The sequence below is a fragment of the Microlunatus flavus genome, from assembly GCF_900110855.1.
Lineage (GTDB): Bacteria > Actinomycetota > Actinomycetes > Propionibacteriales > Propionibacteriaceae > Microlunatus > Microlunatus flavus.
In genome coordinates, this window is sequence record NZ_FOFA01000001.1 from 112,050 (window position 1) to 135,824 (window position 23,775).

The window sequence follows — 23,775 nt, forward strand, 5'->3', positions numbered from 1 at the left end:
CCCTGCTCGACGAACCTGCTCGGGCCCAGGGGCCCCCACGAACCCTCGTCAGACCCTGCGGCTCGGTGCCTTGCGCTGCGAGGGGCGGAGGACCGTCTCCCCCGCGGCGACCATGGCGTCGCGGCGGTCGGCGGCGAAGGAGGCGAGCGCGTCGGCGAGCGCGACGACCGACGGCTTGCCGGCGACGACGTCGACGCGCAGGCCGTGCTCCTCGCACGTCTTCTGCGTGGCCGGGCCGATCGCGGCGATCACGGTGCCCGGGTGCGGCTTGCCGGCGATGCCGACGAGGTTGCGCACGGTGGAGGACGACGTGAAGACGACCGCGTCGAACTTGCCGGTCTTGATCGCCTCGCGCACCTCGGCGGGCGGCGGGGCGGCGCGGACGGTGCGGTAGGCCGTGACGTCCTCGACCTCCCAGCCCAGCTCGACGAGCCCGGCGGCGAGGGTCTCGGTGGCGATGTCGGCCCGCGGCAGGAACACGCGGTTGATCGGGTCGAGCACCTCGTCGTACGGCGGGAACTCGGCGGCGAGGCCGGCGGCCGACTGCTCGTCGGACGGGACGAGGTCCGGCTCGATGCCCCAGCCGCGCAGGGCGGCGGCGGTGACGTCACCGACCACGGCGACCTTCAGCCCGGAGAAGGCGCGGGCGTCGAGGCCGTACTCCTCGAACTTCTCGCGCACGGCCTTGACCGCGTTCACCGAGGTGAAGGCGATCCACTCGTAGCGGCCCTCGACGAGGCCGCGGATGGCCTTGTCCATCTGCAACGGGCTGCGCGGCGGCTCGACCGAGATGGTCGGGACCTCCTCGCTGTGTGCGCCGTACGTCCGCAGCCGCGCGACCATCGGCGCGGCCTGGTCCTTGGTGCGGGGGACGAGCACGCGCCAGCCGAACAGCGGCTTGGTCTCGTACCAGCTGAGCTCGCCGCGCTGCTCGGCGGCGACGCCCATGATCACGTGCACGGGGTCGCCCCCGGGCGCCTCGGTCGCGGACACGGCGACGACGACCTCGTCGAGCCGGCACGGCACCGTGACCTGGTTGGTGCTGCCGCCGTGCAGCGTCAGCACGACGTGGTCGTCCGCGGGGCGGCCGGCGGCGAGCGCCGCGTCGACCAGGCCGGGCAGGTGCTGCACGAGCGTGCTGACGACGACCGTGGCCGCGTTGCCCCAGGGAGCGGTGGCCACCTTGGTGAACCGGCCGTCGGTCATCGACGCGAACTGCACGCCGCCGGCGTGGACCAGGTCGATGCCGGCGTACTCGGGCACGGCGGTGAGGCTGGAGACGCCGGGGACGACCTCGAAGTCGATGCCCCCGCGGACGCAGGCGGCGGCCTCGTCGGCGACGGCGTTGTCCCAGAAGGGGTCGCCGTTGACGAGCCGCACGACCCGGCCGCCACCGGCGGCCTGCTTGATCACGATGCGGGCGCGGGCGGACGGCGTGAGCGGCTTCTGCCCCTCCGCGAAGCCGAGGGCCGTGACCGCGGCGTCCTCGCCGAGCGTGATCGCCGGGTGCGACAGGATCTCGCGCTGCCGCTCGTCGTCCAAGATCACCGCGCTTGCGTCGGCCAGCGCCGCGATGGCCCCGAGCGTCAGAAGATCAGGATCGCCGGGACCCGCACCGACGAAGATCACCCGGCCGCGGGTCGTAGGAGCGCTGGAGGCGGAGTCGGAGGAGGTGGGGACCGAGGTTGTGCTCACTGGGCTCCATCGTGTCGGGCAGGCGCAGGACCGGCGCGGCGCCGGCCCTCGTCGGACAGCTGTGCGAGCACCGACCGGGCCAGGTCCGCCCCGAGCCGCGCCGGGTCGGTGGTCGACCCGGAGACGTCGACGCGTACCGGTGGAAGGCTTTTGGTCGTTACTGACAACGTGTCCAGCAACGTTCTTTCAACAACCGCTCTCATAGTCAAATCGACGGCGTTACCACGACGCCCCACGACGCGTGCACGGACCCCGACCGGAGCGGTGCAGCCGGCCTCGAGCGTCGCGAGGAACGCGCGCTCGGCGCGGATCTCGGTGTGCGCGACCGGATCGTCGAGGAGCAGGACGGCGGCACGGGCCGCGCCACCGAGCGAGCGGCTGACCTCGAGCGCCAGCGCACCCTGACCGGGCGCCGGCAGCATGAGGTCCTCGTCGAGCACCTCGGCCGGAAGACTTCTGACAACGGTGTCTCTTTTGTCAGATCCCGACAACTCGACCGCCGCGTCGGACAGGTAACCGAGCCGGCGCAGACCGGCACCGGCCAGCACCACGGCGTCGAGGCCACCGCCACGGGCGAGGTCGATGCGGGTGTCGACGTTGCCCCGGACGGGCACCACCTCGATGCTGCGGCCCTGCGACCGCGCCCAGTCCTGCAGCTGCATGGCACGCCGCGGCGCACCGGTGCCGACCCGTGCGCCGTCGGGCAGGTCGGCGAGCGTCGACCCGACGAGCACGTCACGGACGTCCTCGCGCGCGGGCACGCTGATCACCTCAAGATCAGCTTCGGCCGCGGTGGGCAGGTCCTTCAGCGAGTGCACCGCGCAGTCGATCTTGTCGACGCGCAGCGCGTCGCGCACGGCGCTGGCGAAGACGCCCGTGCCCCCGATCTCGGTCAGCAGCCGCGGGTCCACGTCACCGGTCGTGGTCACCCCGACGAAGGACGAGCCGACGCCGTGCGCCGCCAGCATCGCGGCCACCAGGTCGACCTGCGCGCGCGCGAGCGGCGAGGTCCGCGCGCCGAGCCGCAGCGCGGGGGCCTCGGGCACGGCGGGCGTCCCGGACGCCGAGGGGTCGGTCATGACGGGCCTCATCCTGCCCGTTCGGGGCGGGGGCTAGGCGTTCGTCTCGGCTGACATGACGGCCGCGACGGTCTGCGGGTCGAGGGCGAAGAGCTCGCGCAGCGCGGCGGCGTAGTCGAGGGCGTCGGGGTCGGCGGAGAGCTCCTTGACCCGCACCGTGGGCTGGTGCAGCAGCTTGTCGGCGATGCGGCGCATGGTCCGGCCGACCTCGTCGCGCTCGTGGTCGTCGAGGCCGGGCACCCGGGCGTCGAGGCGCTTCATCTCGGCGGCCACGACCTGGGAGGCCATCGACCGCAGCGCCACGACGGTCGGGGCGACCGCGGCGGCGCGGCGTGCGCCGAGGAAGTCGTGGACCTCGGAGCGGACGAGCGCCCGCGCGGCCTCGACCTCGGGCGTCGCGGTCTCCGAGCGGGTGGCGACCAGCAGGTCGAGGTTGACCAGCAGGATGCCGAGCGAGGTCACGTCGGCGGAGATGTCGGCGGGCAGCGCCAGGTCGACGGCGGCCGTCACCGGCGTGCCGGCGAGGTCGGCCGCGTCGAGGTGGAGCGAGCGTGCCCCGGTGCAGGTGACGACGACGTCGGCCTCGGTCAGGGCGGCCGACAGCCGTTCCAGCGGCTCCGCGCGCCCGCCGACCACGTCGGCGAGCCGCTGCGCGCGCTCGAAGGTGCGGTTCACGCAGGTGACGCGCGCGCCCGCGGCGGCCGCGGTCCGGGCGGCCAGCCCCGCCATCGCGCCGGCGCCCACGACGAGGACGCGCCGGTCGTCGAGCTCGCCCTGCGCCTCGACGAGCAGGTCGTACGCGGCGGTCACCATCGAGCGGCCGGCGCCCGAGACGCCGGTCTCGGTGTGCACGCGCTTGCCGACGCGGATGGCCTGCTGGAACAGCGCGTTGAGGACGGTGCCCACCGTGCCCTGCTCCTGCGACAGGGCGAGCGCGGCCCGCACCTGCCCGAGGATCTGGCTCTCCCCCACGACGACCGAGTCGAGCCCGGAGGCGACCGAGAACGCGTGCGCGACGGCCCCCTCGTCGAAGAAGACGCGGGCCATGGCGCGCAGCTCGTCGACCGGCTCCCCGGCCAGGTCGGACAGCGCGAGCACGGCGTCGTCGAGGCCGCCGTGGAAGCGCGACACCGACGCCCACAGCTCGGTGCGGTTGCACGTCGACAGAACGACCGCCTCGTCGATGTGCTCGCTGCCGACCAGCGTCTGCGCGAGCTTGGCCGCCGTCGCCCGGTCCATCGCCAGCGCCGCGAGGCGCGCGACGGACGTCGAGCGGTGCGACACGCTCACCGCGAGGATGCTCATACGGCCTCTTCCACCTTGCGCTGCTCGTGGAACGCCAGGATCGCGAGCTCCTGGCCGAGGTCCACCTTGCGCACGTTGACTCCTTCAGGGACCACCAGTGCGGTGGACGCGAAGTTGAGGATGCTCGTCACTCCCTGATGCACCAGACGGTCGGTCACGTCCTGCGCCGCCTCGGCGGGCGTGGCGATGACCGCGATCACCGCGCCCGTGTTCCGGACGACCTCCTCCAGGTCGGCGAGGTCGGAGACCTCGATGCCCTGGATCGTGGTGCCGACCCGCTCCGGTGCGGGGTCGACGAGGGCGACGAGGCGGAAGCCGCGCGCCGCGAAGCCGGCGTAGTTGGCCAGCGCCGTGCCCAGGTGGCCCACGCCGACGACGACCACCGGCCACTCGGAGGCGGCGCCGATGTGCGTGGCGATCTGGCGCTGCAGGCGGGCGACGTCGTAGCCGACGCCGCGGGTGCCGTACGTGCCGAGGCAGGACAGGTCCTTGCGCAGCTGCGACGGGCTCACCCCGGCCGCCTCCGCCAGGGCGGCGCTGCTGACGACCTCGACGTGCCCGGCGAACAGCCGCTGGAGCGCCTCGTGGTAGACGGGCAGCCGCGCGACGGTCGCCGAGGGCACGCCGCGCGCCGGCCTCGTCCCTGCGCCGGGACCCGGCAGCAGGTCCGAGATCACCGGCCCACTCTACGCAGCCGGCCTACGCCCGAGGGCGCGCGAGCGCCGCCCGCAGCCGGGCCGGGTCGACGCGCCAGTAGTCGTGCTGCGCGCCGTCGACGAAGGTCACGGGCACCTCGTCGGTGTAGCGCCGCAGCAGGGCGGGGTCGTCCTGGGCCGCGCGGTCCAGGTCGAGGAGCTCGTACGCCTCCCCCGTCTCGTCGCACACCGCCTGCACGACCGCGCGCGCCTCGTCGCAGAGGTGGCAGCCCTCGCGCACGAGCAGCCGGACGCGCGGCGGACGGGCGGGGTCGGTGGGCTCCACGCCTGCAGTCTCCCACCGCCTAGGCTGGCGCCCGTGGACGCGCCGGAGGCAGGGCTGCCGGACGGGGTGGAGGCCGAGGCGCTCCCGCACGGCGCCGGGGCGGTGCGGCTCGAACGGGAGCCGCGCGGCCAGGCCGTGATCCAGCCCGACCCCGGGGCCGCCGCGTTCTTCGACCTCGACAACACGATCGTCCAGGGCGCGTCGATCTTCCACTTCGCCAAGGGGCTCTACCGCCGCGGCTTCTTCGACGCGCGCACGATCGCCAAGGCCCTGTGGTTCCAGACCTACTTCCGCGCCGTCGGCAAGGAGAGCGCGGCCCACGTCGCCGACGCCCGGGAGACGATGCTCGCCTTCATCGAGGGCCACACCGTCGCCGAGATCACCCAGGTCAGCGAGGAGGTCTACGAGGAGTTCGTGGCCCAGCGGATCTGGGCCGGCACCCGCGCGATCGCCCAGCTGCACCTCGACGCCGGTCAGCAGGTCTGGCTCGTCACGGCCGCGCCGATCGAGATGGCGGGCATCATCGCCGCCCGCCTCGGCCTCACCGGGGCGCTGGGCACCATCGCCGAGCACGTCGAGGGCGTCTACACCGGGCGTCTGGTCGGCGAGATGCTGCACGGGCCCGCCAAGGCCGACGCCGTCCGCGACCTCGTGGCGGAGCACTCGCTCGACCTGAGCCGCAGCTTCGCCTACTCCGACTCCTACAACGACCTGCCGATGCTGTCGCTGGTCGGCCACCCGTGCGCGATCAACCCGGACCGCCGCCTCGCCGCGCACGCCGAGGACCAGGACTGGCAGGTCCGCGACTTCCGCCGCGGCCGGCGCGCGGCCCGGCTCGGGCTCCTCGGCGCGGGCGCGGCCGGAGCGGCGGCGGGGGCCGTCGCCGCCGGCGTGGCGGTCACGCGCTTCTTCCGCCGCTGACCGCCCGCCGCGCCGCGCGCCTCGCCGTGCGAGAGATGAGGGCGACCGCGACGAGCAGGTAGACCAGGTAGGCGATCAGGCCGAGCACGCCCATCGCCTCCGCCTGGCCCGCGCGCCCGGTGAGGCCGACCACGACGACGGCGACCGCGAGCAGCACGAGGGTGCCGGAGCCGACGAAGACGAAGCCCTGCAGCTGGTCGAGGTCGAGCGCGCCAAGGCCGGTCGTGGCCGCCGGGGCACCGGGGCGGCGGACGCGGCGCCAGACGATCCCGGCGGCGAACAGGGCGGTGGCGGCGACGAGCACCGCGATGGGGGCGTACACGAGGTCGTCGCGCCGCTCAGAAGAAGGTGCCGCGACGCTGCATGAGCAGCGTGTAGAGGGTCTGCTGGATGGTCTCGCGGACCTGGTCGGTGACGTCGAAGACCACCATGGGGTCGTCGGCCGCGCCCGGCGGGAGCTCGTCGGTGGCGATCGCCTCGCCGACCTCGATCACCCACTTGCTGGGCAGCGGAACCATCCCGAGCGGCCCGAGCCACGGGAACGTCGGGGTGAGCGGGAAGTACGGCCACCCGAACGCGCGGGCGAGCGTCGGCAGCCGGCCCAGCAGCGGGTAGATCTCCTCCGAGCCCACGATCGAGACCGGGATGATCGGGACCGACGCCCGTACGGCGGTCGAGACGAAGCCGCCGCGTCCGAAGCGCTGCAGCTTGTAGCGGTCGGCGAAGCGCTTGCCCAGCCCCTTGAAGCCCTCGGGGAAGACCGACACCAGCTCGCCGGCCCGCAGCAGGCGCTCGGCGTCCTCCGGGCAGGCGAGGGTCGTGCCGGTCTTGCGGGCGAGGTCGGCTGAGAAGGGCGTGGAGAAGATCAGGTCGGCCCCCAGCATCCGCGGGTGCCGGCCGATCTCGTCGAACACGACCGAGTGCAGGACCATGCCGTCGAGCGGGAGCGCGCCCGCGTGGTTGGACACCAGGAGCGCCGGGCCGGTGGTCGGCAGGTTCTCGGCGCCGCGCAGCTCCACGCGGAACCAGGACCGGACGAGCGGGCGCAGCAGTGGCAGGAACACCTGCTCGGTCAGCTCGACGTCGAAGCCGAACTCGTCGACCGGGTAGTCGCCCTCGAGGCGGCGGCGCAGGAACCGCGCCAGCGCCTCGCGCGCGGCCGGGGTGTCCTCGGCGCCGCGGTGCCGGTCGGCCCAGTCCTCGAGCCGGACGACCTCCGCGTCAGGCACGGCCCGCCCGCTCCTCGACGCCCCGCGCGAAGCGGGTCACGGCGCCGACCGCGCCCTCGACCCGTTCGGCCGACAGCAGCCCGGGACGCGACGCCGCGACGAACTCGGCCAGCGCGTCCGCGCTCGAGCGGGTCGGGACGAAGCCGGCCGCCGCGAAGCGGGAGGTGTCCATGACGCGACCGTAGGTGAGTGCGTCGATCTGGTCGGCCGAGAAGTCCGCGCCGCGCCAGCCGCGGAACAGCGACGCGACGCTGGACGCGCTCCCCCGCGGCACGCCGACGGTCGGACGGCCCATCCGGCGCAGCGCCTGGCCGAGGGTGACCACGTCGGGCGCGGCCACGTTGAACGTGCCGGGCACGTCCTCGCGCACCGCGTGCTCGAGCGCGCCGACGGCGTCGTCCGGGTGGAGGAACTGCAGCCGCGCGTCGAAGCCGAGCACCCGCGGCACGACCGGCAGCGCGAGGTAGCGCGCGATGCGGCTGTCGACCGTCGCGCCCATCAGGGCGGCGAGGCGCAGCGTGGTCACGACGACGTCGGGGCGCCGGCGAGCGAATCCGCGGACGTACGACTCGATCTCGATGGTGTCCTTGCCGAAGCCGGTCCTGGGCGACACGCGCGCCGAGTCGTCCTCCGTGAAGGAGGCGGGGTCGCGAGGGGAGGCGCCGTACACCGACACCGAGCTCTGCACGACGAGCTTGCGGACCGATGGCACCCGCTGGCACGCGGCGAGGAGCTGGAGCGTGCCGATGACGTTGATCTCCTTCGCCACCTCGCTCGACTGCCGACCGACCGCGCCCGCGGGCGCGGAGGTCACGGCCATGTGGACGACCGTGTCGACGCCGCGCGCCTCCACGACCCGGCCGACGGCGGGGCTGCGGATGTCGGCCCGGACGAACGAGGCGAGGCCGAGGTCGTCGCGCGGCGGGATCAGGTCGACCCCGATGACCTCGAACTCCGGGTCCGCCGCGAGCGAGCGCGCGAAACGGGCGGCGAGGGCGCGCGAGGCCCCGGTGACCAGGACCTTGCGCGTCATCCCCTGCCGCCCTCAGGTGGCGCTGGTGCGCCGGTGCTTACTTGCCGGCGCGGCGACGCTGGATGCGCGTGCGCTTCAGCAGCTTGCGGTGCTTCTTCTTCGCCATGCGCTTGCGTCGCTTCTTGATGACCGAACCCACGTGAGACCCTCTCGTTCCCGAGACAGCCTGGCCCCGGACGACGTACGAAAATAGATTGGCGCGCCGGTTCACCGACGGCCACGGAAGCCTACCTGGCGCGACCGCTAACGTCGAAGTCGTGGACGCGTCACCGGCAGACCTGCACCCCCTCGCGTACCTGGAGGACACCGGCCCGGGCTGCGGTCGCCGCAGCCGGGCGCGGGCCTGGCTCGCGACCGACGCCGGCTCGCTGAGCCTCGACGGCGACTGGCGCTTCCGCTGGTCGCCCTCCCCGGTGGGCCTCGACCCTGACCCCGGGCGCCCGGACTTCGCGGACCCGGCCTTCGACGACGCCGCCTGGGACACGCTGCCCGTGCCGTCGCACTGGGTGCTGCACGGCGACCCCTCGGGCGAGCGCCGCTACGGCGCCCCGGCCTACACGAACGTGCAGTACCCCTTCCCCGTCGACCCGCCGCACGTGCCCGACGACAACCCGACGGGCGACCACCGGCGCCGGTTCACCGCGCCCGCCTGGGTCACCGACGAGGCGGAAGCACGCGGTGGCGCACGCACCCTCGTCCGGTTCGACGGGGTCGAGTCGCTCTACCGCGTGTGGCTCAACGGCGTCGAGGTCGGGATCGGCAAGGGCAGCCGGCTGGTCCAGGAGCTCGACGTCACCGAGGCCCTGCGGCCCGGCGAGAACGTCCTCGCGGTCCGGGTCCACCAGTGGTCGGCCGCGAGCTACGTCGAGGACCAGGACCAGTGGTGGCTGCCCGGCATCTTCCGCTCGGTCACCCTGCTCGAGCGCCCCGTCGGGTCGCTCGACGACGTCTGGCTCGCCACCGGCTACACCCGGGTGAGCCGGACGAGCGGCACCGGAACCGTCGACCCGCGCCTGGTCGCCGGAGCCGAGGCGTACCCGGTGACGGTCCGGGTGCCGGAGCTGGGCGTCGAGCGGACGTTCGCGTCGGCGGCCGACCTCGGGCCGTTCGCCGTCGGCGACGTCGAGCCCTGGACCGCGGAGTCGCCGCGCCTGTACGCGGCCAGCGTCAGCTCGAGCGGGGAGACGGTGAGCCTGCGGCTCGGGTTCCGCGACGTGGCGGTGGTCGGCGACCGGCTCCTCGTCAACGGCGACCGGCTCGTCTTCCGCGGCATGAACCGGCACGAGACGCATCCGGAGCGCGGGCGGATGTTCGACGAGGACTTCGCCCGCGCCGACCTGCTGGCGATGAAGCGGGCGAACGTCAACGCGATCCGCACCAGCCACTACCCGCCGCACCCGCGCGTGCTGGACCTGGCCGACGAGATCGGCCTCTGGGTGGTCCTGGAGTGCGACCTGGAGACGCACGGCTTCGTCTTCACCGACTGGCGCGGCAACCCGAGCGACGACCCAGCGTGGACCGAGGCGTACCTCGACCGCATGGAGCGCACCGTCGAGCGCGACAAGAACCACGCCAGCGTCGTGGTCTGGTCGCTCGGCAACGAGGCGGGCGACGGGCGCAACCTCGCGGCGATGAGCGACTGGGTGCACCGGCGCGACCCCAGCCGCCCGGTGCACTACGAGGGCGACCACAGCTGCGCCTACACCGACCTCTACTCCCGGATGTACCCGAACTACGCCGAGACGGCGGCGATCGGGTCGGAGTCCGGCTTCGTCAGCTACCTGCGCTCGGCCGCGGAGGGCGTCCGCATCCGGCAGCGCCCGACGGTGCTGTGCGAGTACGTGCACGCGATGGGCAACGGGCCCGGCGGGGTGCGGACCTACGACGACCTGTTCGAGGAGCACCCGCGGCTGCACGGCGGGTTCGTCTGGGAGTGGCGCGACCACGGGCTGCTGGCCCGGACACCCGACGGTGGCGACTACTTCGCCTACGGCGGCGACTTCGGCGAGGTCGTCCACGACGGCAACTTCGTCATGGACGGCATGGTGCTGCCCGACGGCACCGCCACGCCCGGCCTCGCGGAGTGGGCGCAGGTGAACGCTCCCGTACGGCTGGGCCGCGACGGTTCCACGCTGCGCGTCGCCAACCGCCAGCACTCGGCGACGACCGCACGGTTCCGGCTCGTCGGGGTGCGCGAGGTCGACGGCGTCGCCGACACGCCCGTGCGGATCGACGCGCTGCCCGTCCCCGCGGGCGAGACCGCCGGCATCGCCCTGCCGCCGGCGCTGCTCGAGGCGTCCGACGAGCGCGGCGTCGAGACGTGGCTGACCGTGCGGGTGGAGCAGGCCGACGCCACGCCGTGGGCGCCCGCCGGGCACGTCATCGCGACCGGGCAGTGGGACCTGACGCCGCCGGCGCCCGTACCGCGCGCCGGGCGGTCGTGGACGTCGACCGGGCTGCGGCCTGCGCGACGTTCCGGGAACGTGCGCCTGGGCCCGGCGGAGCTCGACCTCGCCACCGGCCTGCTGACGCGGCTCGGCGACCTGGAGGTCTCCGGGCCGCGGCTCGAGCTGTGGCGCGCCCCGACGGACAACGACCGCAGCAGCGAGCGTGGCTCGTACGAGCTGGGGGCACCCGAGGACACCCACGGCGAGGGTGCGCCCGGCCCGTCGTCGGCCGCCCGTTGGCGCGAACGCGGGCTGGACCGCCTGCTGCACCGGGTCCGCGACGTCCGCGAGGGGGCCGACGGCGACGAGGCGGAGGTGCGGGTGCGGGTCGCCGGTGCCACCCGCGCGCTCGGTGTCGAGGTCACCTACCGCTGGCAGACCACCGACGACGGGGTCCGGCTGCGCGTCGAGCTCCAGCCCGACCCGGCCTGGGACTGCACCTGGCCGCGCGCCGGCGTGCGGCTCGACCTCCCGCTCGCGCTCGAGCGGGCCACGTGGTTCGGCACCGGGCCGGACGAGAGCTATCCCGACACCCACGACGCCGCGCGGGTCGGCCGGTTCTCCGGCCGGGTGGACGAGCTCGGCGTGCGCTACTCCCGCCCGCAGGAGACGGGCCACCGGGCGTCGCTGCGCGAGCTGGTGCTGAGCGACGCCGGGGCGCCGCGGCTGGTGGTGCGCACCCGTGCGGCCGCCGACGGGCACCGGCCCGGCTTCACGCTGAGCCCGTGGACGCCTCAGCAGGTCGACCGGGCGCGCCACCCGTACGAGCTGCCGGCGCCGACGGCGACCCACCTGTTCCTCGACGACGCCGTGCACGGCGTCGGGAGCCGGGCGTGCGGCATGGACGTCCTACCCGAGCACGCCCTGTGGCCCGGGGCGCGGGCGTTCGAGGTGGAGCTGGCGCTGCCCTGACCGGCCGCCCGCGCGGTACCAGCGCAGGCACACGAGCACCGCGAGCAGCAGGTCGACGGCGTCGCCGCCGTAGTACATGAGCTGCGCGCCCTGCGGCAGGTCGGCCATGCTCATCGGCGCGTACCCGTACGCGTAGAGGCGCTTGGCCAGCACGTCGTGCGCCGCGAGGGCGAGCACCAGCACGACCAGGAGGTGCCGCGTCCCGCGCCGGTGCGGCAGCGGGTCGCGGCCGACCATCACCGCGCTGAAGAGGTGGCCGGCGAGCAGCACGTGCGCGTGCACGAGGAGGCCGACCCCCGGGTGCGCGTGGGCGAGGGCGAGCAGCGGGGTGGCGTAGAGGAGCCAGAGCCCGCCGACGTCCAGGACGGCGGCGACCGAGGGTTCGGTGAGGACGCGCAGCGGACGGCTCCGGAGCACGCGGCTCAGCCGCCGTGCACCCGTCACGGGGAGCGCGCGGAGGGCGAGCGTGACCGGGCCGCCGAGGACGAGCAGCAGCGGGCCGAGCATCCCGAGCAGCAGGTGCCCGGCCATGTGGGCGGTCCAGCTCATCGTGGACGCCGTGGCCAGCGGTCCGCTCACCGCGGCCGTGGCGGTGAGGCAGCCGGCGGTCCAGGCCAGGCTGCGGGACAGCGGCCAGGAACGACCGCGGCGGCGGCTGGCCACGACCGCGAGGGCGTACGCCGCGAGGGCCACGAGCCCGACGACCGGGCCGAGGACGGCGAGCAGGTCGACCGTGCCCGCGGGGTGCTCGTGGGTCACGCCGTCACGGCGGCGGGGCGTGCGCGGAGCGTCACCACGGCGCCGGCGAGGAGGAGGACGGCGGCCAGGACGTTCCAGGTGACGTCGTAGGCGACGAGGTCGACGCCGTAGCGGATCTGGTGCAGGCCGAAGACCTTGTGCTGCACCAGGCCGTCGTAGAGCTGGAAGGCGCCCGCGCCGAGCAGGACGCCCCCGACCCAGCGCCCCACCACGAGGGTGCGGCGCCGGCGGAGGTCGGCGAGCAGGAACAGCCCCGTCACGACGGCCACGAAGCCGAAGGCGTGGAAGATCCCGTCCGACACCAGCCCGGCGTCGGCGGTGGAACGGTCGTAGAAGTGGTGCCAGTGCAGGAGCTGGTGGAACACGGTCTCGTCGACGAAGGCGACCAGTCCGAGCCCGGCCAGCCCCCCCGAGGCCGTGCTGCGCCCGGCCTGGCCGGACGGTCGTGCGGTCACGAGCGGAACCTCCTGGTCGCGGTCGTCCCTATGCTGTCGCAGGTGAGCGGACGGGCGGTGGGGCCGACGGCCGGCCGCGTCCGCCTCGCGCGCGCGACGCTGCTCGGCGGGCTCTCCCTGGTCCTCGCGAGCGGCGCGCACGTCGTCGGCGGCGGCACGCTGCCCGGCGCCGGCGTCCTCGCGGTCGCCACGGTCCTGCTCGGCCTCGCCGCGGCCGTAGTCACCGCCCACCGCTGCCGCTTCGTCGTGCTGGCCCTGCTGCTCGCCGGGCAGCAGGTGCTGCTCCACGCGCTGTTCAGCGTGGCCGGCGGCGCCGCCCACGTGCACCTGGCGGCCGGGCAGCACGGCCCCGGCCACGCGGCTGCGGTCCACGGCCTGGACCCCACGGCCCTGCACGCTCTCGGCGCACCCGCCATGGACATGGCGTCCCCGGGCTGGGCCATGGTGCTGGCGCACCTGGTCGCGACGCTCGCGACCGCCTGGCTGCTGGCCCGCGGCGAGGCGTGGCTGTGGCGGGCGGCGGACTCCGTCGCGGTCGCCGCCGGGCTGCGCTGTTCCCTCCGGCTCCGCCGCTCGGTCGCCGTCGTTCTCGTGGGCGCGGTGTCGTCGCGGCTGCGGCCCGACCCCTCCTGGCTCGTCGCCGGCCCCCGCGGACCCCCGGTGGTCGCCGCCGGCTGAGGCCGGCGTCCGACTGTCCTTCCTCGGTGAGCGCCGGCCCGCGTACGGGTGCGGCGTCGCCGTCCCGTCCTCCCGCGAGGTTTCGTTGACCGCTCCTGTCCTGACCCCCGTGCGCGCCCCTGCGCCCGCACCCGAACGTTCCCGGCGCAGCTCCTGGTTCGCGCCCTTCTGGCGCTGGCACTTCTACGCCGGCTTCCTCGTCGTCCCCGTCTTCGCGGTGCTCGCCGCGACCGGGTTGATCTACCTCTTCCGCTTCCAGCTCGAGCCCGCCCTGCACCCCTCGCTGATGCGCGTCGAACCCGCGCAGGACGGCTCCCTCATGCCGTACGCCGTCCAGCAGCAGCAGGTCGTCGAGCGGGTCGGGACCGACCCGGCGCTCGCCGGGGCGACCCTCGTCTCCGTCACCGAGCCCGCCGACCCGCGCTCGTCGACCCGCTTCAGCCTCTCGCTGCCCGACGGTTCCACGCGCGACGTCTTCGTCGACCCGTACGACGCGCGCGTCCTGGGGTCGCTCGACCCGGACACGACGCTCAGCGGCACCGCCGTGCGGCTGCACGCGAACCTCATGACCGGCTGGGTCGGCGACGCCGTCATCGAGGTGGCCGTCTGCTGGGGCATCGTGCTGGCGCTCACCGGCTACCTGCTCTTCGTGCGGGGGTGGAAGGCCCGGCGACGGGTGCTGCGGCACGCGCGGACGGCGGCCGGCCGGCCCGGCGGCTCCACCCGGCTGCGCGACGCGCGGCTGCGCCAGCGGCACGCCCTCGGCGGCGCGGTCCTCGGCGTGGCCCTGCTCGCGGTGCTCGTCACGGGGCTGCCGTGGACGGGCGTCTGGGGCGCGCAGGCGCAGCAGCTGGCCACGCGCGGCGGCACCTCCTTCTGGTCCGACGACCCCGGTGCCGTGTCCAGCCCGACCTCGACGCTCGACGAGTCGCTCCCCCACAGCCACAGCCGCGACGTCCCGTGGGCTCTGGGCGGGACGGAGCGGCCCACCTCGGGCCCGGCGCCGTCGGAGGACGACGAGCGCACGGTCGCCAACGTCGACACGGCGGTCCTGGTCGCCGCCCGCGCCGGGCTCGCCCGCCCGCTCACCGTCGCGCTGCCCGAGACCGAGGACGGGGTGTTCTCGGTGATCGGCTACGCGTTCGGCGACCCGACGGCGGAGCGCACCGTGCACGTGGGCCGCTTCGGCGGCGAGGTGGTGTCGACGTACGGCTACGCGGACTACCCCGTGCTGGCGAAGGTCGTGGCGCACGGCATCGCGCTGCACGAGGGGCGCCACCTCGGGACGGCGAACATGGTCGGCTCGGCCGCGCTGTGCGTGCTCGTGCTGTTCATGTGCGTCTCGGGCCCGCTGATGTGGTGGCGACGGCGGCCCAGGGACGGCACCCTCGGCGCCCCACGCGCCCGGCTGCCGCTGCGGACGACGCCCGCGCTCGTGGTCGCGCTGGTCGCGCTGGGGGTGTTCCTGCCGCTGTTCGGCGCGAGCCTGCTGCTGGTGCTGCTGGCCGACCACCTGGTGCTGCGCCGGGTGCCGGCGCTCAGCCGCTGGTTCGCGGTGCGACCGTGAGGGCTCGGTCAGAGCTCAGGAGCGGGGCCTAGCCGGTCTCGTAGTACGAGCCCTTGAGGTAGGCGTCGACCGCCTTCTCCGTGACGCGAAAGCTGCGGCCGAACCGGACGGCCTCCAGCTCGCCGCCGTGGATGAGGCGGTAGACGCTCATCTTCGACACGCGCATCAGCGCCGCCACCTCGGCGACGGTGAGGAAATTGACGTTCGACAGGTCTCCGCCGATCGGCCTGACGCCACCGGGGGTCGGGTCCACCATGCTCGTGCGCTCGTTTCTGTGCCGTCGGCGCCGGGCTTCCCCTCCGGCGTCACGCGAGCACTGGTGTGAGAGTAGTGGTAAGCGAGGCTCCTGGGATAGGCACTTCACAGGAAAATCTTGGAACACGCCGAACCCGGTGCTTGACCCATCAGAAGCGCGAGTTCTCTGAGGCGCAGCCTGCGCCGCGCGCCCGTACCCGTGCGCGCGCCCGGGTGCGCCGCCCGTGCCCGCGGGCGCTAATAGGGGCTCGGGCTCCCTGCACCTAGAAGCCGGGGTCGATGCCCAGCTCGGGGAACACGGCGCGCCGGGTGGCCATGATCGCCTGGTCGAGCCGGCTGTCCGGCGAGAAGCCGCCGTCGAAGTCGCGGTAGGAGACCTCGACGCCGTCGCCCATCGTCAGCGGCGCGTACTCGCCGACCTTGTCGCGCCAGGACTGCGGGGTCGGGGTCTCCGGGTCGAGCGGCTCGCCGCCGACGATCGCCAGCAGGTGGGTCCACGCCCGCGGGACGATGTGCAGCACCGCGTACCCGCCGCCGCCGGTGGAGACCCAGCGGCCCTCGCAGAGCTCGTCGGCCAGGTCGGCGAGGGCGAGGTACGACGCCCGCTGCCCGTCGACCGTGAGGTCGAGGTCGGCGAGCGGGTCGTGGGCGTGCGAGTCGCAGCCGTGCTGGGTGACGAGCACCTGCGGGCGGTGCGCCGCGAGGACCTGCGGCACGATCGCGTGGAAGGCCCGCAGCCAGCCGGAGTCGTTGGTGCCCGGCGGGAGGGCGACGTTGACGGCGCTGCCCAGGGCGCCCGGACCACCGATCTCGGTCGGGAAGCCCGTGCCCGGGAACAGGCAGGCCGGCGTCTCGTGCAGGCTGACCGTCATCACGCGCGGGTCGTCCCAGAAGACCGTCTGCACCCCGTCGCCGTGGTGAACGTCGACGTCGACGTACGCCACGCGCTCGACGCCGTGGTCGAGCAGCCAGCGGATGCCGACCGCGACGTCGTTGTAGACGCAGAAGCCGCTCGTCTTGTCGGGCATGGCGTGGTGCAGCCCGCCGGCGATGTTGCTCGCCCGGAGCACGCCGCCCTCCCAGACCTGGCGAGCCGCCTCGACGGTCGCCGTGACGACCTGCGAGGACACCTCGTGCATGCCCGGGAAGACCGGGTTGTCGGTCGTCCCGAGCCCGTGCTCGGGGTCGGGCTGGCAGCGTCGGACCGCCTCGATGTAGGCGGGGGTGTGCACGGTCGCCAGCAGGGCGTCGTCCGCAGGTGGCGGCGCCACCACGTCGAGGTGGTCGAGGACGCCGAGCGAGCGGGCCAGCCCGACCGCCTCCTCGACACGGCCCGGCGACATGGCGTGGTCCTTGCCGAAGTCGTAGCCGGTCAGCGCGTCGGAGTAGACGAGGACGGGGGTGCCCGGGCGTCCGGCGCCGTCGGTCACGCGCCCGTCCGCTGCTGACGGGCGGAGGCGGCGAGGGCCTGGCTGCGGTCGCGCGCCGCCTCCATCGCGGTGAGGAACGCGGCGCGCACCTTGTGGTCCTCGAGCTCGCGCAGGGCCGCGGCCGTCGTGCCGCCCGGGGAGGTGACGCGCTCGCGCAGGATCGCCGGGTGCTCACCGCTCTCGCGGAGCAGCTTGGCCGAGCCGAGCATGGTCTGCACGACGAGCTCGGTGCTGACGTCGCGCGGCAGCCCGAGGTGCACCCCGGCCTCGATCATGGCCTCGACGACGAAGAAGAGGTACGCCGGCCCGGAGCCGGAGATCGCCGTCACGGCGTCGAGGTAGCGCTCGGGGACCACGGCGACCCGACCGGTCGCGGAGAGGATGTCGCGCACCCGGTCGAGGTGGTCGGTCGTCGCCGACGAACCGGCGCTGATCGCGGCCATGCCCTCGTCGACCTGCGCCGGCGTGTTCGGCATGACGCGCACGACGGGCTGGCCCGACGGCAGGCCGCCCTCCAGCGTCTCGGTGTCGACGCCCGCCGCCATCGACACCACGAGCGTCGACGGCGCGAGGGCCGGCGCGATGTCGGCCAGGAGGCCGCTCATGTCCTGCGGCTTGACGACGAGGAGCACGGTCTCCGCGCCGCGCACGGCCTCGACGTTGGAGGTCATCGTGATGCCGTACGCCGCCTCGAGCTCGGCGGCCCGCTCCGGGCGCCGGTCGGTGGCGACGACGGACCCCGGCTCCCAGCCGGCACGGATGAGGCCGGAGAGGACGGTCTCACCCATCACCCCGGCGCCCAGCAGGGCCAGTCGGCGTACCGGAGGCGACGCGTCGGTCACGGGGGCGCTCACGTCAGGCCCGGCTGCCCGCGAGCCTCTTGACGAGGAGCTCGGCGATCTGCACGGCGTTGAGCGCCGCGCCCTTGCGCAGGTTGTCGTTGCTGATGAACAGCACCAGCCCCTTGCCCTCCGGCGCGGACTGGTCGACGCGGATGCGGCCGACGTAGCTCGGGTCGCGCCCGGCCGCGTCGAGCGGGGTCGGCACGTCGGACAGCTCGACGCCCGGGGCCTCGGCGAGCAGCCGGGTGGCCTCCTCCGGGCTCAGGTCGTCGGCGAACTCGGCGTGCACGGCCAGCGAGTGGCCGGTGAAGACCGGCACGCGCACACAGGTGCCGGCCACGCGCAGGTCGGGGATGTGGAGGATCTTGCGCGACTCGTTGCGGAGCTTCTGCTCCTCGTCGGTCTCCAGCGAACCGTCGTCGACGACCGAGCCCGCCAGCGGCAGGACGTTGTACGCGATCGGCTTGACGTAGGTCTGCGGTGCGGGCATCGCGACCGCCCGGCCGTCGAAGGCGAGGGCGGCGGCCTGGTCGGCGACCGCGCGGACCTGGCCGTCGAGCTCCGCGACGCCGACCCCGCCGGAGCCGGACACGGCCTGGTAGGTCGCGACCTGCAGGCGGACGAGGGTCGCGGCGCGGTGCAGCGGGCCGAGGACCGGCATCGCGGCCATGGTGGTGCAGTTCGGGTTGGCGATGATGCCCTTGGGCGGCTCGAGCGCGTCGTCCGGGTTGACCTCGGAGACGACGAGCGGGACCTCGGGGTCCATCCGCCAGGCCGACGAGTTGTCGATCACGACGGCCCCGGTGGCGGCCACGCGCGGCGCGAGCGCCTTGGACGCGGCCTTGCCGTTGGAGAACAGCGCGACGTCCAGGCCGCTCAGGTCGGCCGTGTCGCTGTCCTCGACGACGACCTCGCCGCCGGCCCACGGCAGGGTCCTGCCCGCCGAGCGGGCCGAGGCGAAGAACCGGATCTCGTCGACCGGGAACGATCGCTCGGCAAGCAGCGTGCGCATCACGCCGCCGACCTGACCCGTCGCCCCGAACACACCCACGCGCATGGGACCCACCCTAGGTGCTCCCTTACACCCGGCCGCCGTCCTTCCAGCGTGCGGGTGAGGCGCGTGTCCGTCACGCGCACCGCCTGCGCGGGTGGCGTCGCGGTCTGGCGGCGCCACCCTGGTGGCGCCGGGCAGGATGGGCGCGTGGCGCTGGCGTTGCGGGACCGGTTCAGCGGGCTGGCCTTCGACCCGCCGCCCCTGCCGGACGGGCTGCGGAGCCGCTACGGCTTCGAGATCTTCCTGGTGCTCGGCCTGTCGCTCGGCCGCTCGGCGGTCTACTCGATCCTGTCGATCGTCGAGCGCGAGACCCGCGGCGTCCCGCTGGCGTCCCAGACCTCGACGCTGAACGCCTCGGCCACGCCCGACCGGCCGTGGCTCGACCTCGGCTACCAGCTCGTCGGCATCGGGTTCGCCATGGTGCCGGTGCTCCTCGCGCTCTACCTCCTCAACGCGACGAACCCGCCCGCCGGCCGCCTCGTCGGCCTCGTCCCACCGCGGCCGAGCACCGACCTGCTGGGCGGCGGGCTGATCGCCGCCTGCATCGGGATCCCGGGTCTCGGCCTCTACCTCGGCGCGCGGGCGCTCGGGTTCAACACGCAGGTGCAGGCCTCGGGGCTCGGCGACAGCTGGTGGACCATCCCCGTCCTCGTGCTGTCCGCGGCGCAGAACGCGGCGCTCGAGGAAGTGATCATGGTCGGCTTCCTCGTGGTCCGGCTGCGCCAGCTCGGCTGGTCGCTGCCGGCCGTCGTCGCCCTGAGCGCGGTCGTGCGCGGGTCGTACCACCTCTACCAGGGCTACGGCGGCTTCGTCGGGAACCTGATCATGGGCGTGATCTTCGTGCTGGTCTTCCTGCGCTGGCGCCGGGTGACGCCGCTGGTGGTCGCCCACACGCTGCTCGACGTCGCCGCGTTCGTCGGCTACGCGCTGATCGCGCCGCACGTCAGCTGGCTCTGATCGTGGGCGAGGATGATCACGTGACCACCCAGGCCCCCGCCGTCGTCCTGCGCCCCGCCACGTCGGCCGGCGGCAGCGAGGAGGCCTGGCAGCAGGCCTGGGCCGCGGGCGGGCGCACGGCCCTGCTGCCCGACCTCACCCCCTCGCCCGGCCTCGTGGTGCTCGAGTCGCCGGGGCTCGCCGTGCTGGCCGGCCTGTCCGACGCCGGTGCGGACCGGGCGGTCCTGTGCGGCAGCGGCTACGGCGCGATGGTCGCGCTGCACCTCGCCGCGAACCACCCCGAGCGCGTCGCCGCCCTCGTGCTCACCACCGCCAGCCGCGTCGTCGACCGCGAGCGCCGCGGGATCGCCGACGCCGCGTACGGGCTGCTGCCGGTCAGCCGCGTCCAGCAGCTGCACGGGCCGCAGCGCCGGGTGCTGGAGCTGCTCGACCAGGTCCGCACCGTCGACTGGACCCCGTTCGCCTCCCGGGTCGCGGTGCCGGCGGTGGTCCTGCTCGGGGAGCGCGACGTCATCAACAAGGGGCCCAGCCGCCGCCTCGCCGCGGTGCTGCCCGGCTCGGAGCTCGTCGTCGTGCCGGGCGCCCGGGAGGGCTGGGTCGCGCGCGACCCGTCAGCCCTCGTCGACGCCGCAGCACCGTTCCTCGAGCGCCTCGCGGTCTAGCGCTCCTGCGCGCTGCCGCTCGCGTCCACCGCGAACGACCGCGATCCCGCGGCCAGGTGGGACCTGGTGAACTCCAACGCCTCGGCCAGCTCGGACTCGCGCTTGCTGCGCGAACCGCTCTTGCGCGAGTTGACCTCGAGCACGACGTGGCCGTCGAAGCCGTTCTCCGCCACCCAGGTCAGGGTCTCCCCCGCCCGCTGGTCGCCGTAGCCGGGCATCAGGTGCTCGTCCTTGCGCGACCCGGTTCCGTCGGTCAGGTGGATGTGCCGCAGCCGGTCGCCCCACGACTTCGCGAGGTCGATCGACTGCTGCAGCGCCGTCGAGGCGTGCGAGAAGTCGAGGGTCAGGTGCTCGTACGCCAGCTCCGTGGGGTCCCAGCCGGGCACGTACGCCTTGACCTCGCGGCCCGGCGTGCGCCAGGGGTACATGTTCTCGACGCAGAAGGTGACGTCGTACTCGCGGTTGAGCCGCTCGATCCCGGCGACGAACCCGCGGGCGTACTCCGGCTGCCAGCGGAACGGCGGGTGCACGACGACGACGTCGGCGCCGAGCCGGATCGCGGCCTCGGCGGAGCGGTCGAGCTTGGCCCACGGGTCGGTCCCCCACACGCGCTGGCTGATCAGCAGGCAGGGCGCGTGCACGGCGAGCACCGGGACGCCGTGGTAGTCCCGCAGCTTCTCCACCGCGTCGATGTCGGCGGCGACCGCGTCGATGCCGACCATCAGCTCGACGCCGTCGTAGCCGAGCTTGCGGGCGAGCTCGAAGCCGCTGGAGGTGCCCTCGGGGTAGACCGAGGAGGTGGAGAGCGCCACCTTCGGCGGGCCGGGGACGTGCTGGCCCGAGGCGTCAGACGCTGTCACCCTGCGAGACTACGCTGACCCGATGCTCGAGGTGCTGGCCTGATGCCGGAGGTGAGCGTCGGTTTCCCGCGGGCGTGGACGGAGTTCGCCGACCCCGGTGACCCCGACCAGGTGTTCCGCTGCGACCTGACGTGGCTGACCTCGCGCTGGACCTGCATCTTCGGCCGCGGCTGCCCGGGCATCTACGCCGACCGGCCCGACGACGGCTGCTGCACCCTCGGCGCCCACTTCGCCGACGAGGAGGACGAGCAGCGGGTGGCCGAGGCCGCCGACGCGCTGACCGCCGAGCAGTGGCAGCTGCGCGACGTCGGGCTGCGCGACGGCTGGGTCGAGCTGGAGGACACCACCGGGCTCCCGGCCGGCACCGAACCCGCCCGCAAGACGCGCGTGCACGACGGGGCGTGCGTGTTCCTGAACCGTCCGGGCTTCGCCGGCGGCACGGGCTGCGCGCTCCACAAGCTGGCCCTCGACGTCGGCCTGCCGCTCACCGAGACCAAGCCCGACGTCTGCTGGCAGCTGCCGCAGCGCCGCCAGTACCGCAACGTCACCCGCACCGACGACACGACCTACCTCGAGATCAGCATCGGCGAGTACGGCCGCGACGGCTGGGGCCCCGGCGGCCACGACCTCGACTGGTACTGCTCCTCCAGCACCGAGGCCCATGTGGCGGACGAGCCGGTCTACCGCACCAACGCCGTCGAGCTGCGCGCGCTGATGGGCGACGATGCGTACGCGGTGCTGGTGGGGCTGTGCGAGGAGTTCGAGACGCGGCGCGGGCGTCGCCTCGCCCACCCCGCGGACCCGGTTCGGGCCGGGAGCGGGCCGGAGGCGAGACTGGTTTGATGCAGGGGACGACGCAGGGGACGCGGATGCAGCTGGACCACCTGGCCTTCGCCGCCGGGCCGGAGGGCCTCGACGAGACCACGCGGCGGCTCGGCGGACAGCTCGGCGCCCGCTTCGTCGAGGGCGGTTTCCACCCGCGCTTCGGCACCCGCAACCGGATCCTGCCCCTGGCCGGCGGGCAGTACCTCGAGGTCGTGGAGGTGCTCGACCACCCGGCCGCGGAGAAGGCGCCCTTCGGGCAGGCGGTCCGCGCGCGCTCCGAGGACGGCGGCGGTTGGCTCGGCTGGGTCGTGTCGGTCGACGACCTCGGGCCCTTCGAGCAGCGGCTCGGCCGCACGGCGGTCGACGGCAGCCGGTTCACCCCCGAGGGGCACCAGCTGAGGTGGCGCCAGCTCGGCGTCAAGGGGCTGCAGAGCGACCCGCAGCTGCCGTTCTTCGTGCAGTGGCTGAGCGACCCCGGGCAGCACCCGTCCGCCGGCGGCGGCGAGGTGGCCCTGTCCAAGCTGGAGATCGCGGGCGACCACGACCGCGTCGACGAGTGGCTCGGCGGCAAGGCCAACCTGGTGCTCGACCAGCTCGACATCGAGTGGGTCGCGCCGAACGGTCAGCCGGGCGTGGTGGCCGCCGTGTTCACCACGCCGAACGGCCTCGTCCGGGTCTGACGCCCGACCCCCTCCGACGCCGGAAAGCACCTGATGCCCGTCCCGCTCCGCCCGGCCGTCTCCGGCCTGCCCGCGTACGTCGCCGGTCGTCCCGCCCCCGAGCGGGACGACCTGGTCACCTACAAGCTGTCGAGCAACGAGAACCCGTTCCCGCCGCTGCCCGGCGTCCTCGACGCGGTCGCCGAGGCGAGCCGCTCGATGAACCGCTACCCCGACATCGCGAACGCCCTGGTCGCCGAGGCCGTCGCCGCCCGCCTGGGCGTCACGGCCGACCGGCTCGCCTTCGGCACCGGCTCGGTGGGCGTGCTCTACCACCTGCTCCAGGCCGTCTGCGGCCCGGACGACGAGGTCGTGCACGCCTGGCGCAGCTTCGAGGCGTACCCGATCTCGGTGCTGCTGACCGGCGCCCGCTGGGTCGGCGTGCCCCTGGCGACCGGGGCCGAGCACGACCTGGACGCGATGCTCGCCGCCGTCGGCCCGCGCACCCGCGCGGTGCTGCTCTGCAGTCCCAACAACCCGACCGGGCCGGCGCTGCGCCACGACGAGGTGCTGCGCTTCGTCGAGGCGGTGGGCGACGACGTGCTGGTCGTCGTCGACGAGGCGTACGTCGAGTTCGTCACCGACCCGGCCGCGGTGCGGGGGCTCGAGGTGGCGCAGGGCCACGACAACGTGGTGGTGCTGCGGACGTTCTCCAAGGCGTACGGACTGGCGGGCTTCCGCGTCGGCTACTGCGTCGCCGAGCCGCGGCTGGCCCAGGCGGTGCGTTCCGTGGCGCTGCCCTTCGGGGTGTCGCTGCCGGCGCAGGCCGCCGTGCTGGCCTCGCTGCAGCAGGAGGCGGCCCTGCTCGAGCGCGTGGCCGCGCTCGTCGAGCGGCGCGACGCCCTCCTCGCCGGGCTCCGCGAGCGCGGGCTCGACGTGCCCGACGCGCAGGGCAACTTCGTCTGGCTGCCCGCCGAGGGCGCGACCGCCGACGTCGCGGCGACGTTCGCCGAGGCGGGCCTGGTCGTGCGCCCGTACGTGTCCGGCCAGCCGGGCGACGGGGTCCGGATCACCGTCGGCGAGCCCGAGGCCAACGCCCGCGTGCTCGACGTCGCGGCCCGGCTCGGGCGCGGCTCGGCGGAACTGTCAGAGGTCCCGCCTACCGTCTGA

25 protein-coding genes are annotated in these 23,775 nt (G+C 74.5%); 9 read left to right on the forward strand and 16 right to left on the reverse strand.

What is annotated here, in order from left to right:
- Positions 1-48: 48 nt before the first annotated feature.
- From BMY04_RS00520 to BMY04_RS00540, 5 genes are read right to left on the reverse strand one after another with little or no spacing between them, the layout of a single operon-like run.
- Positions 49-1,695: a bifunctional uroporphyrinogen-III C-methyltransferase/uroporphyrinogen-III synthase gene (locus BMY04_RS00520; RefSeq protein WP_091177200.1), complete on the reverse strand. Its 1,647-nt coding sequence runs from the start codon at positions 1,693-1,695 to the stop codon at positions 49-51.
- On the reverse strand, positions 1,692-2,774 hold the full coding sequence (gene hemC, locus BMY04_RS00525) for a hydroxymethylbilane synthase (RefSeq protein ID WP_091177828.1): 1,083 nt from the start codon (positions 2,772-2,774) through the stop codon (positions 1,692-1,694). Before hemC ends, BMY04_RS00520 begins: the two co-directional genes overlap by 4 nt.
- Before the next feature lie 33 nt (positions 2,775-2,807).
- Positions 2,808-4,079: a glutamyl-tRNA reductase gene (locus BMY04_RS00530; RefSeq protein WP_091177201.1), complete on the reverse strand. Its 1,272-nt coding sequence runs from the start codon at positions 4,077-4,079 to the stop codon at positions 2,808-2,810.
- Complete coding sequence (locus BMY04_RS00535) at positions 4,076-4,756, reverse strand: redox-sensing transcriptional repressor Rex (RefSeq protein ID WP_232506007.1); 681 nt, start codon at positions 4,754-4,756, stop codon at positions 4,076-4,078. Before BMY04_RS00535 ends, BMY04_RS00530 begins: the two co-directional genes overlap by 4 nt.
- Before the next feature lie 22 nt (positions 4,757-4,778).
- Entirely contained in the window at positions 4,779-5,060 is a 282-nt protein-coding gene (locus tag BMY04_RS00540; protein WP_091177830.1) for a glutaredoxin family protein, read from the reverse strand.
- Positions 5,061-5,093: 33 nt separating this feature from the next.
- Here BMY04_RS00540 and BMY04_RS00545 point away from each other — a divergent pair, with 33 nt between their 5' ends.
- The gene (locus BMY04_RS00545; protein WP_170853927.1) at positions 5,094-5,981 is read left to right on the forward strand and encodes an HAD family hydrolase; all 888 of its coding nucleotides are present in this window, start codon (positions 5,094-5,096) and stop codon (positions 5,979-5,981) included.
- On the opposite strand, the gene BMY04_RS00550 is transcribed toward BMY04_RS00545, so the two are convergent.
- Genes BMY04_RS00550 through BMY04_RS00565 form a run of 4 tightly spaced genes read right to left on the reverse strand, consistent with a single transcriptional unit; the run spans position 5,959 to position 8,382 of the window.
- Complete coding sequence (locus tag BMY04_RS00550) at positions 5,959-6,303, reverse strand: hypothetical protein (RefSeq protein WP_091177202.1); 345 nt, start codon at positions 6,301-6,303, stop codon at positions 5,959-5,961. The two genes, BMY04_RS00545 and BMY04_RS00550, sit on opposite strands and share 23 nt — an antisense overlap.
- 16 nt (positions 6,304-6,319) lie before the next feature.
- Positions 6,320-7,210 (reverse strand): lysophospholipid acyltransferase family protein, encoded by an 891-nt coding sequence (locus BMY04_RS00555; RefSeq protein ID WP_091177203.1) that lies wholly within the window; start codon positions 7,208-7,210, stop codon positions 6,320-6,322.
- Positions 7,203-8,243, reverse strand: coding sequence for an NAD-dependent epimerase/dehydratase family protein (locus tag BMY04_RS00560; RefSeq protein ID WP_091177204.1), 1,041 nt, complete (start codon positions 8,241-8,243; stop codon positions 7,203-7,205). The genes BMY04_RS00555 and BMY04_RS00560 overlap by 8 nt, the downstream gene beginning before the upstream one ends.
- Positions 8,244-8,280: 37 nt before the next feature.
- Positions 8,281-8,382: a 30S ribosomal protein bS22 gene (locus tag BMY04_RS00565; RefSeq protein ID WP_042842924.1), complete on the reverse strand. Its 102-nt coding sequence runs from the start codon at positions 8,380-8,382 to the stop codon at positions 8,281-8,283.
- A gap of 118 nt (positions 8,383-8,500) precedes the next feature.
- Between BMY04_RS00565 and BMY04_RS00570 the strand changes: the two genes are divergently transcribed.
- Positions 8,501-11,602 (forward strand): glycoside hydrolase family 2 TIM barrel-domain containing protein, encoded by a 3,102-nt coding sequence (locus tag BMY04_RS00570; protein ID WP_232506008.1) that lies wholly within the window; start codon positions 8,501-8,503, stop codon positions 11,600-11,602.
- Here BMY04_RS00570 and BMY04_RS00575 read toward each other — a convergent pair.
- Positions 11,540-12,361: a cytochrome c oxidase assembly protein gene (locus BMY04_RS00575; protein WP_091177205.1), complete on the reverse strand. Its 822-nt coding sequence runs from the start codon at positions 12,359-12,361 to the stop codon at positions 11,540-11,542. The genes BMY04_RS00570 and BMY04_RS00575 overlap by 63 nt on opposite strands.
- The gene (locus BMY04_RS00580; protein ID WP_091177206.1) at positions 12,358-12,816 is read right to left on the reverse strand and encodes a DUF2243 domain-containing protein; all 459 of its coding nucleotides are present in this window, start codon (positions 12,814-12,816) and stop codon (positions 12,358-12,360) included. The genes BMY04_RS00575 and BMY04_RS00580 overlap by 4 nt, the downstream gene beginning before the upstream one ends.
- 42 nt (positions 12,817-12,858) lie before the next feature.
- Between BMY04_RS00580 and BMY04_RS00585 the strand changes: the two genes are divergently transcribed.
- Together BMY04_RS00585 and BMY04_RS00590 are read left to right on the forward strand one after the other, a co-directional pair.
- Complete coding sequence (locus BMY04_RS00585) at positions 12,859-13,494, forward strand: hypothetical protein (RefSeq protein ID WP_139209692.1); 636 nt, start codon at positions 12,859-12,861, stop codon at positions 13,492-13,494.
- A gap of 109 nt (positions 13,495-13,603) precedes the next feature.
- Entirely contained in the window at positions 13,604-15,061 is a 1,458-nt protein-coding gene (locus BMY04_RS00590; RefSeq protein ID WP_232506009.1) for a PepSY-associated TM helix domain-containing protein, read from the forward strand.
- Positions 15,062-15,089: 28 nt separating this feature from the next.
- Here the strand turns inward: BMY04_RS00590 and BMY04_RS00595 are convergent, their stop codons facing one another.
- The 4 genes from BMY04_RS00595 to BMY04_RS00610 form a co-directional block, all read right to left on the reverse strand.
- The gene (locus BMY04_RS00595; RefSeq protein WP_091177208.1) at positions 15,090-15,317 is read right to left on the reverse strand and encodes a helix-turn-helix domain-containing protein; all 228 of its coding nucleotides are present in this window, start codon (positions 15,315-15,317) and stop codon (positions 15,090-15,092) included.
- A 262-nt stretch (positions 15,318-15,579) separates the two neighbouring features.
- Positions 15,580-16,746, reverse strand: a complete 1,167-nt coding sequence (locus BMY04_RS00600; RefSeq protein WP_232506010.1) for an acetoin utilization protein AcuC — start codon at positions 16,744-16,746, stop codon at positions 15,580-15,582.
- Complete coding sequence (gene proC, locus BMY04_RS00605; RefSeq protein WP_269766178.1) at positions 16,743-17,600, reverse strand: pyrroline-5-carboxylate reductase; 858 nt, start codon at positions 17,598-17,600, stop codon at positions 16,743-16,745. Before proC ends, BMY04_RS00600 begins: the two co-directional genes overlap by 4 nt.
- A 1-nt stretch (position 17,601) precedes the next feature.
- Positions 17,602-18,654 (reverse strand): aspartate-semialdehyde dehydrogenase, encoded by a 1,053-nt coding sequence (locus tag BMY04_RS00610; RefSeq protein WP_198409866.1) that lies wholly within the window; start codon positions 18,652-18,654, stop codon positions 17,602-17,604.
- Between the two features lie 189 nt (positions 18,655-18,843).
- Between BMY04_RS00610 and BMY04_RS00615 the strand changes: the two genes are divergently transcribed.
- Positions 18,844-19,599 carry a CPBP family intramembrane glutamic endopeptidase gene (locus BMY04_RS00615; protein ID WP_198409922.1) on the forward strand — a complete coding sequence of 252 codons (756 nt, stop codon included), beginning with the start codon at positions 18,844-18,846 and terminating at the stop codon, positions 19,597-19,599.
- Positions 19,600-19,619: 20 nt separating this feature from the next.
- Complete coding sequence (locus tag BMY04_RS00620) at positions 19,620-20,261, forward strand: alpha/beta fold hydrolase (RefSeq protein WP_091177209.1); 642 nt, start codon at positions 19,620-19,622, stop codon at positions 20,259-20,261.
- Here BMY04_RS00620 and BMY04_RS00625 read toward each other — a convergent pair.
- Positions 20,258-21,121, reverse strand: a complete 864-nt coding sequence (locus tag BMY04_RS00625; protein WP_091177210.1) for a sugar phosphate isomerase/epimerase family protein — start codon at positions 21,119-21,121, stop codon at positions 20,258-20,260. The two genes, BMY04_RS00620 and BMY04_RS00625, sit on opposite strands and share 4 nt — an antisense overlap.
- Before the next feature lie 42 nt (positions 21,122-21,163).
- On the opposite strand from BMY04_RS00625, the gene BMY04_RS00630 reads away from it, so the two are divergent.
- From BMY04_RS00630 to hisC, 3 genes are read left to right on the forward strand one after another with little or no spacing between them, the layout of a single operon-like run.
- Positions 21,164-21,964, forward strand: a complete 801-nt coding sequence (locus BMY04_RS00630) for a DUF3109 family protein (protein WP_091177211.1) — start codon at positions 21,164-21,166, stop codon at positions 21,962-21,964.
- A 26-nt stretch (positions 21,965-21,990) separates the two neighbouring features.
- Positions 21,991-22,626: a VOC family protein gene (locus tag BMY04_RS00635; RefSeq protein ID WP_091177838.1), complete on the forward strand. Its 636-nt coding sequence runs from the start codon at positions 21,991-21,993 to the stop codon at positions 22,624-22,626.
- A 33-nt stretch (positions 22,627-22,659) separates the two neighbouring features.
- Positions 22,660-23,775 (forward strand): histidinol-phosphate transaminase, encoded by a 1,116-nt coding sequence (hisC, locus tag BMY04_RS00640; RefSeq protein ID WP_091177212.1) that lies wholly within the window; start codon positions 22,660-22,662, stop codon positions 23,773-23,775.

Excerpts from the sequence above, each read along its gene's own strand:
- BMY04_RS00595 (WP_091177208.1), bottom strand. The coding sequence starts at position 15,317 with ATGGTGGACCCGACCCCCGGTGGCGTCAGGCCGATCGGCGGAGACCTG.
- hisC (WP_091177212.1), top strand. The coding sequence starts at position 22,660 with ATGCCCGTCCCGCTCCGCCCGGCCGTCTCCGGCCTGCCCGCGTACGTC.
- BMY04_RS00560 (WP_091177204.1), bottom strand. The coding sequence starts at position 8,243 with ATGACGCGCAAGGTCCTGGTCACCGGGGCCTCGCGCGCCCTCGCCGCC.
- BMY04_RS00630 (WP_091177211.1), top strand. The coding sequence starts at position 21,164 with ATGCCGGAGGTGAGCGTCGGTTTCCCGCGGGCGTGGACGGAGTTCGCC.
- hemC (WP_091177828.1), bottom strand. The coding sequence starts at position 2,774 with ATGACCGACCCCTCGGCGTCCGGGACGCCCGCCGTGCCCGAGGCCCCC.
- BMY04_RS00530 (WP_091177201.1), bottom strand. The coding sequence starts at position 4,079 with ATGAGCATCCTCGCGGTGAGCGTGTCGCACCGCTCGACGTCCGTCGCG.
- BMY04_RS00635 (WP_091177838.1), top strand. The coding sequence starts at position 21,991 with ATGCAGCTGGACCACCTGGCCTTCGCCGCCGGGCCGGAGGGCCTCGAC.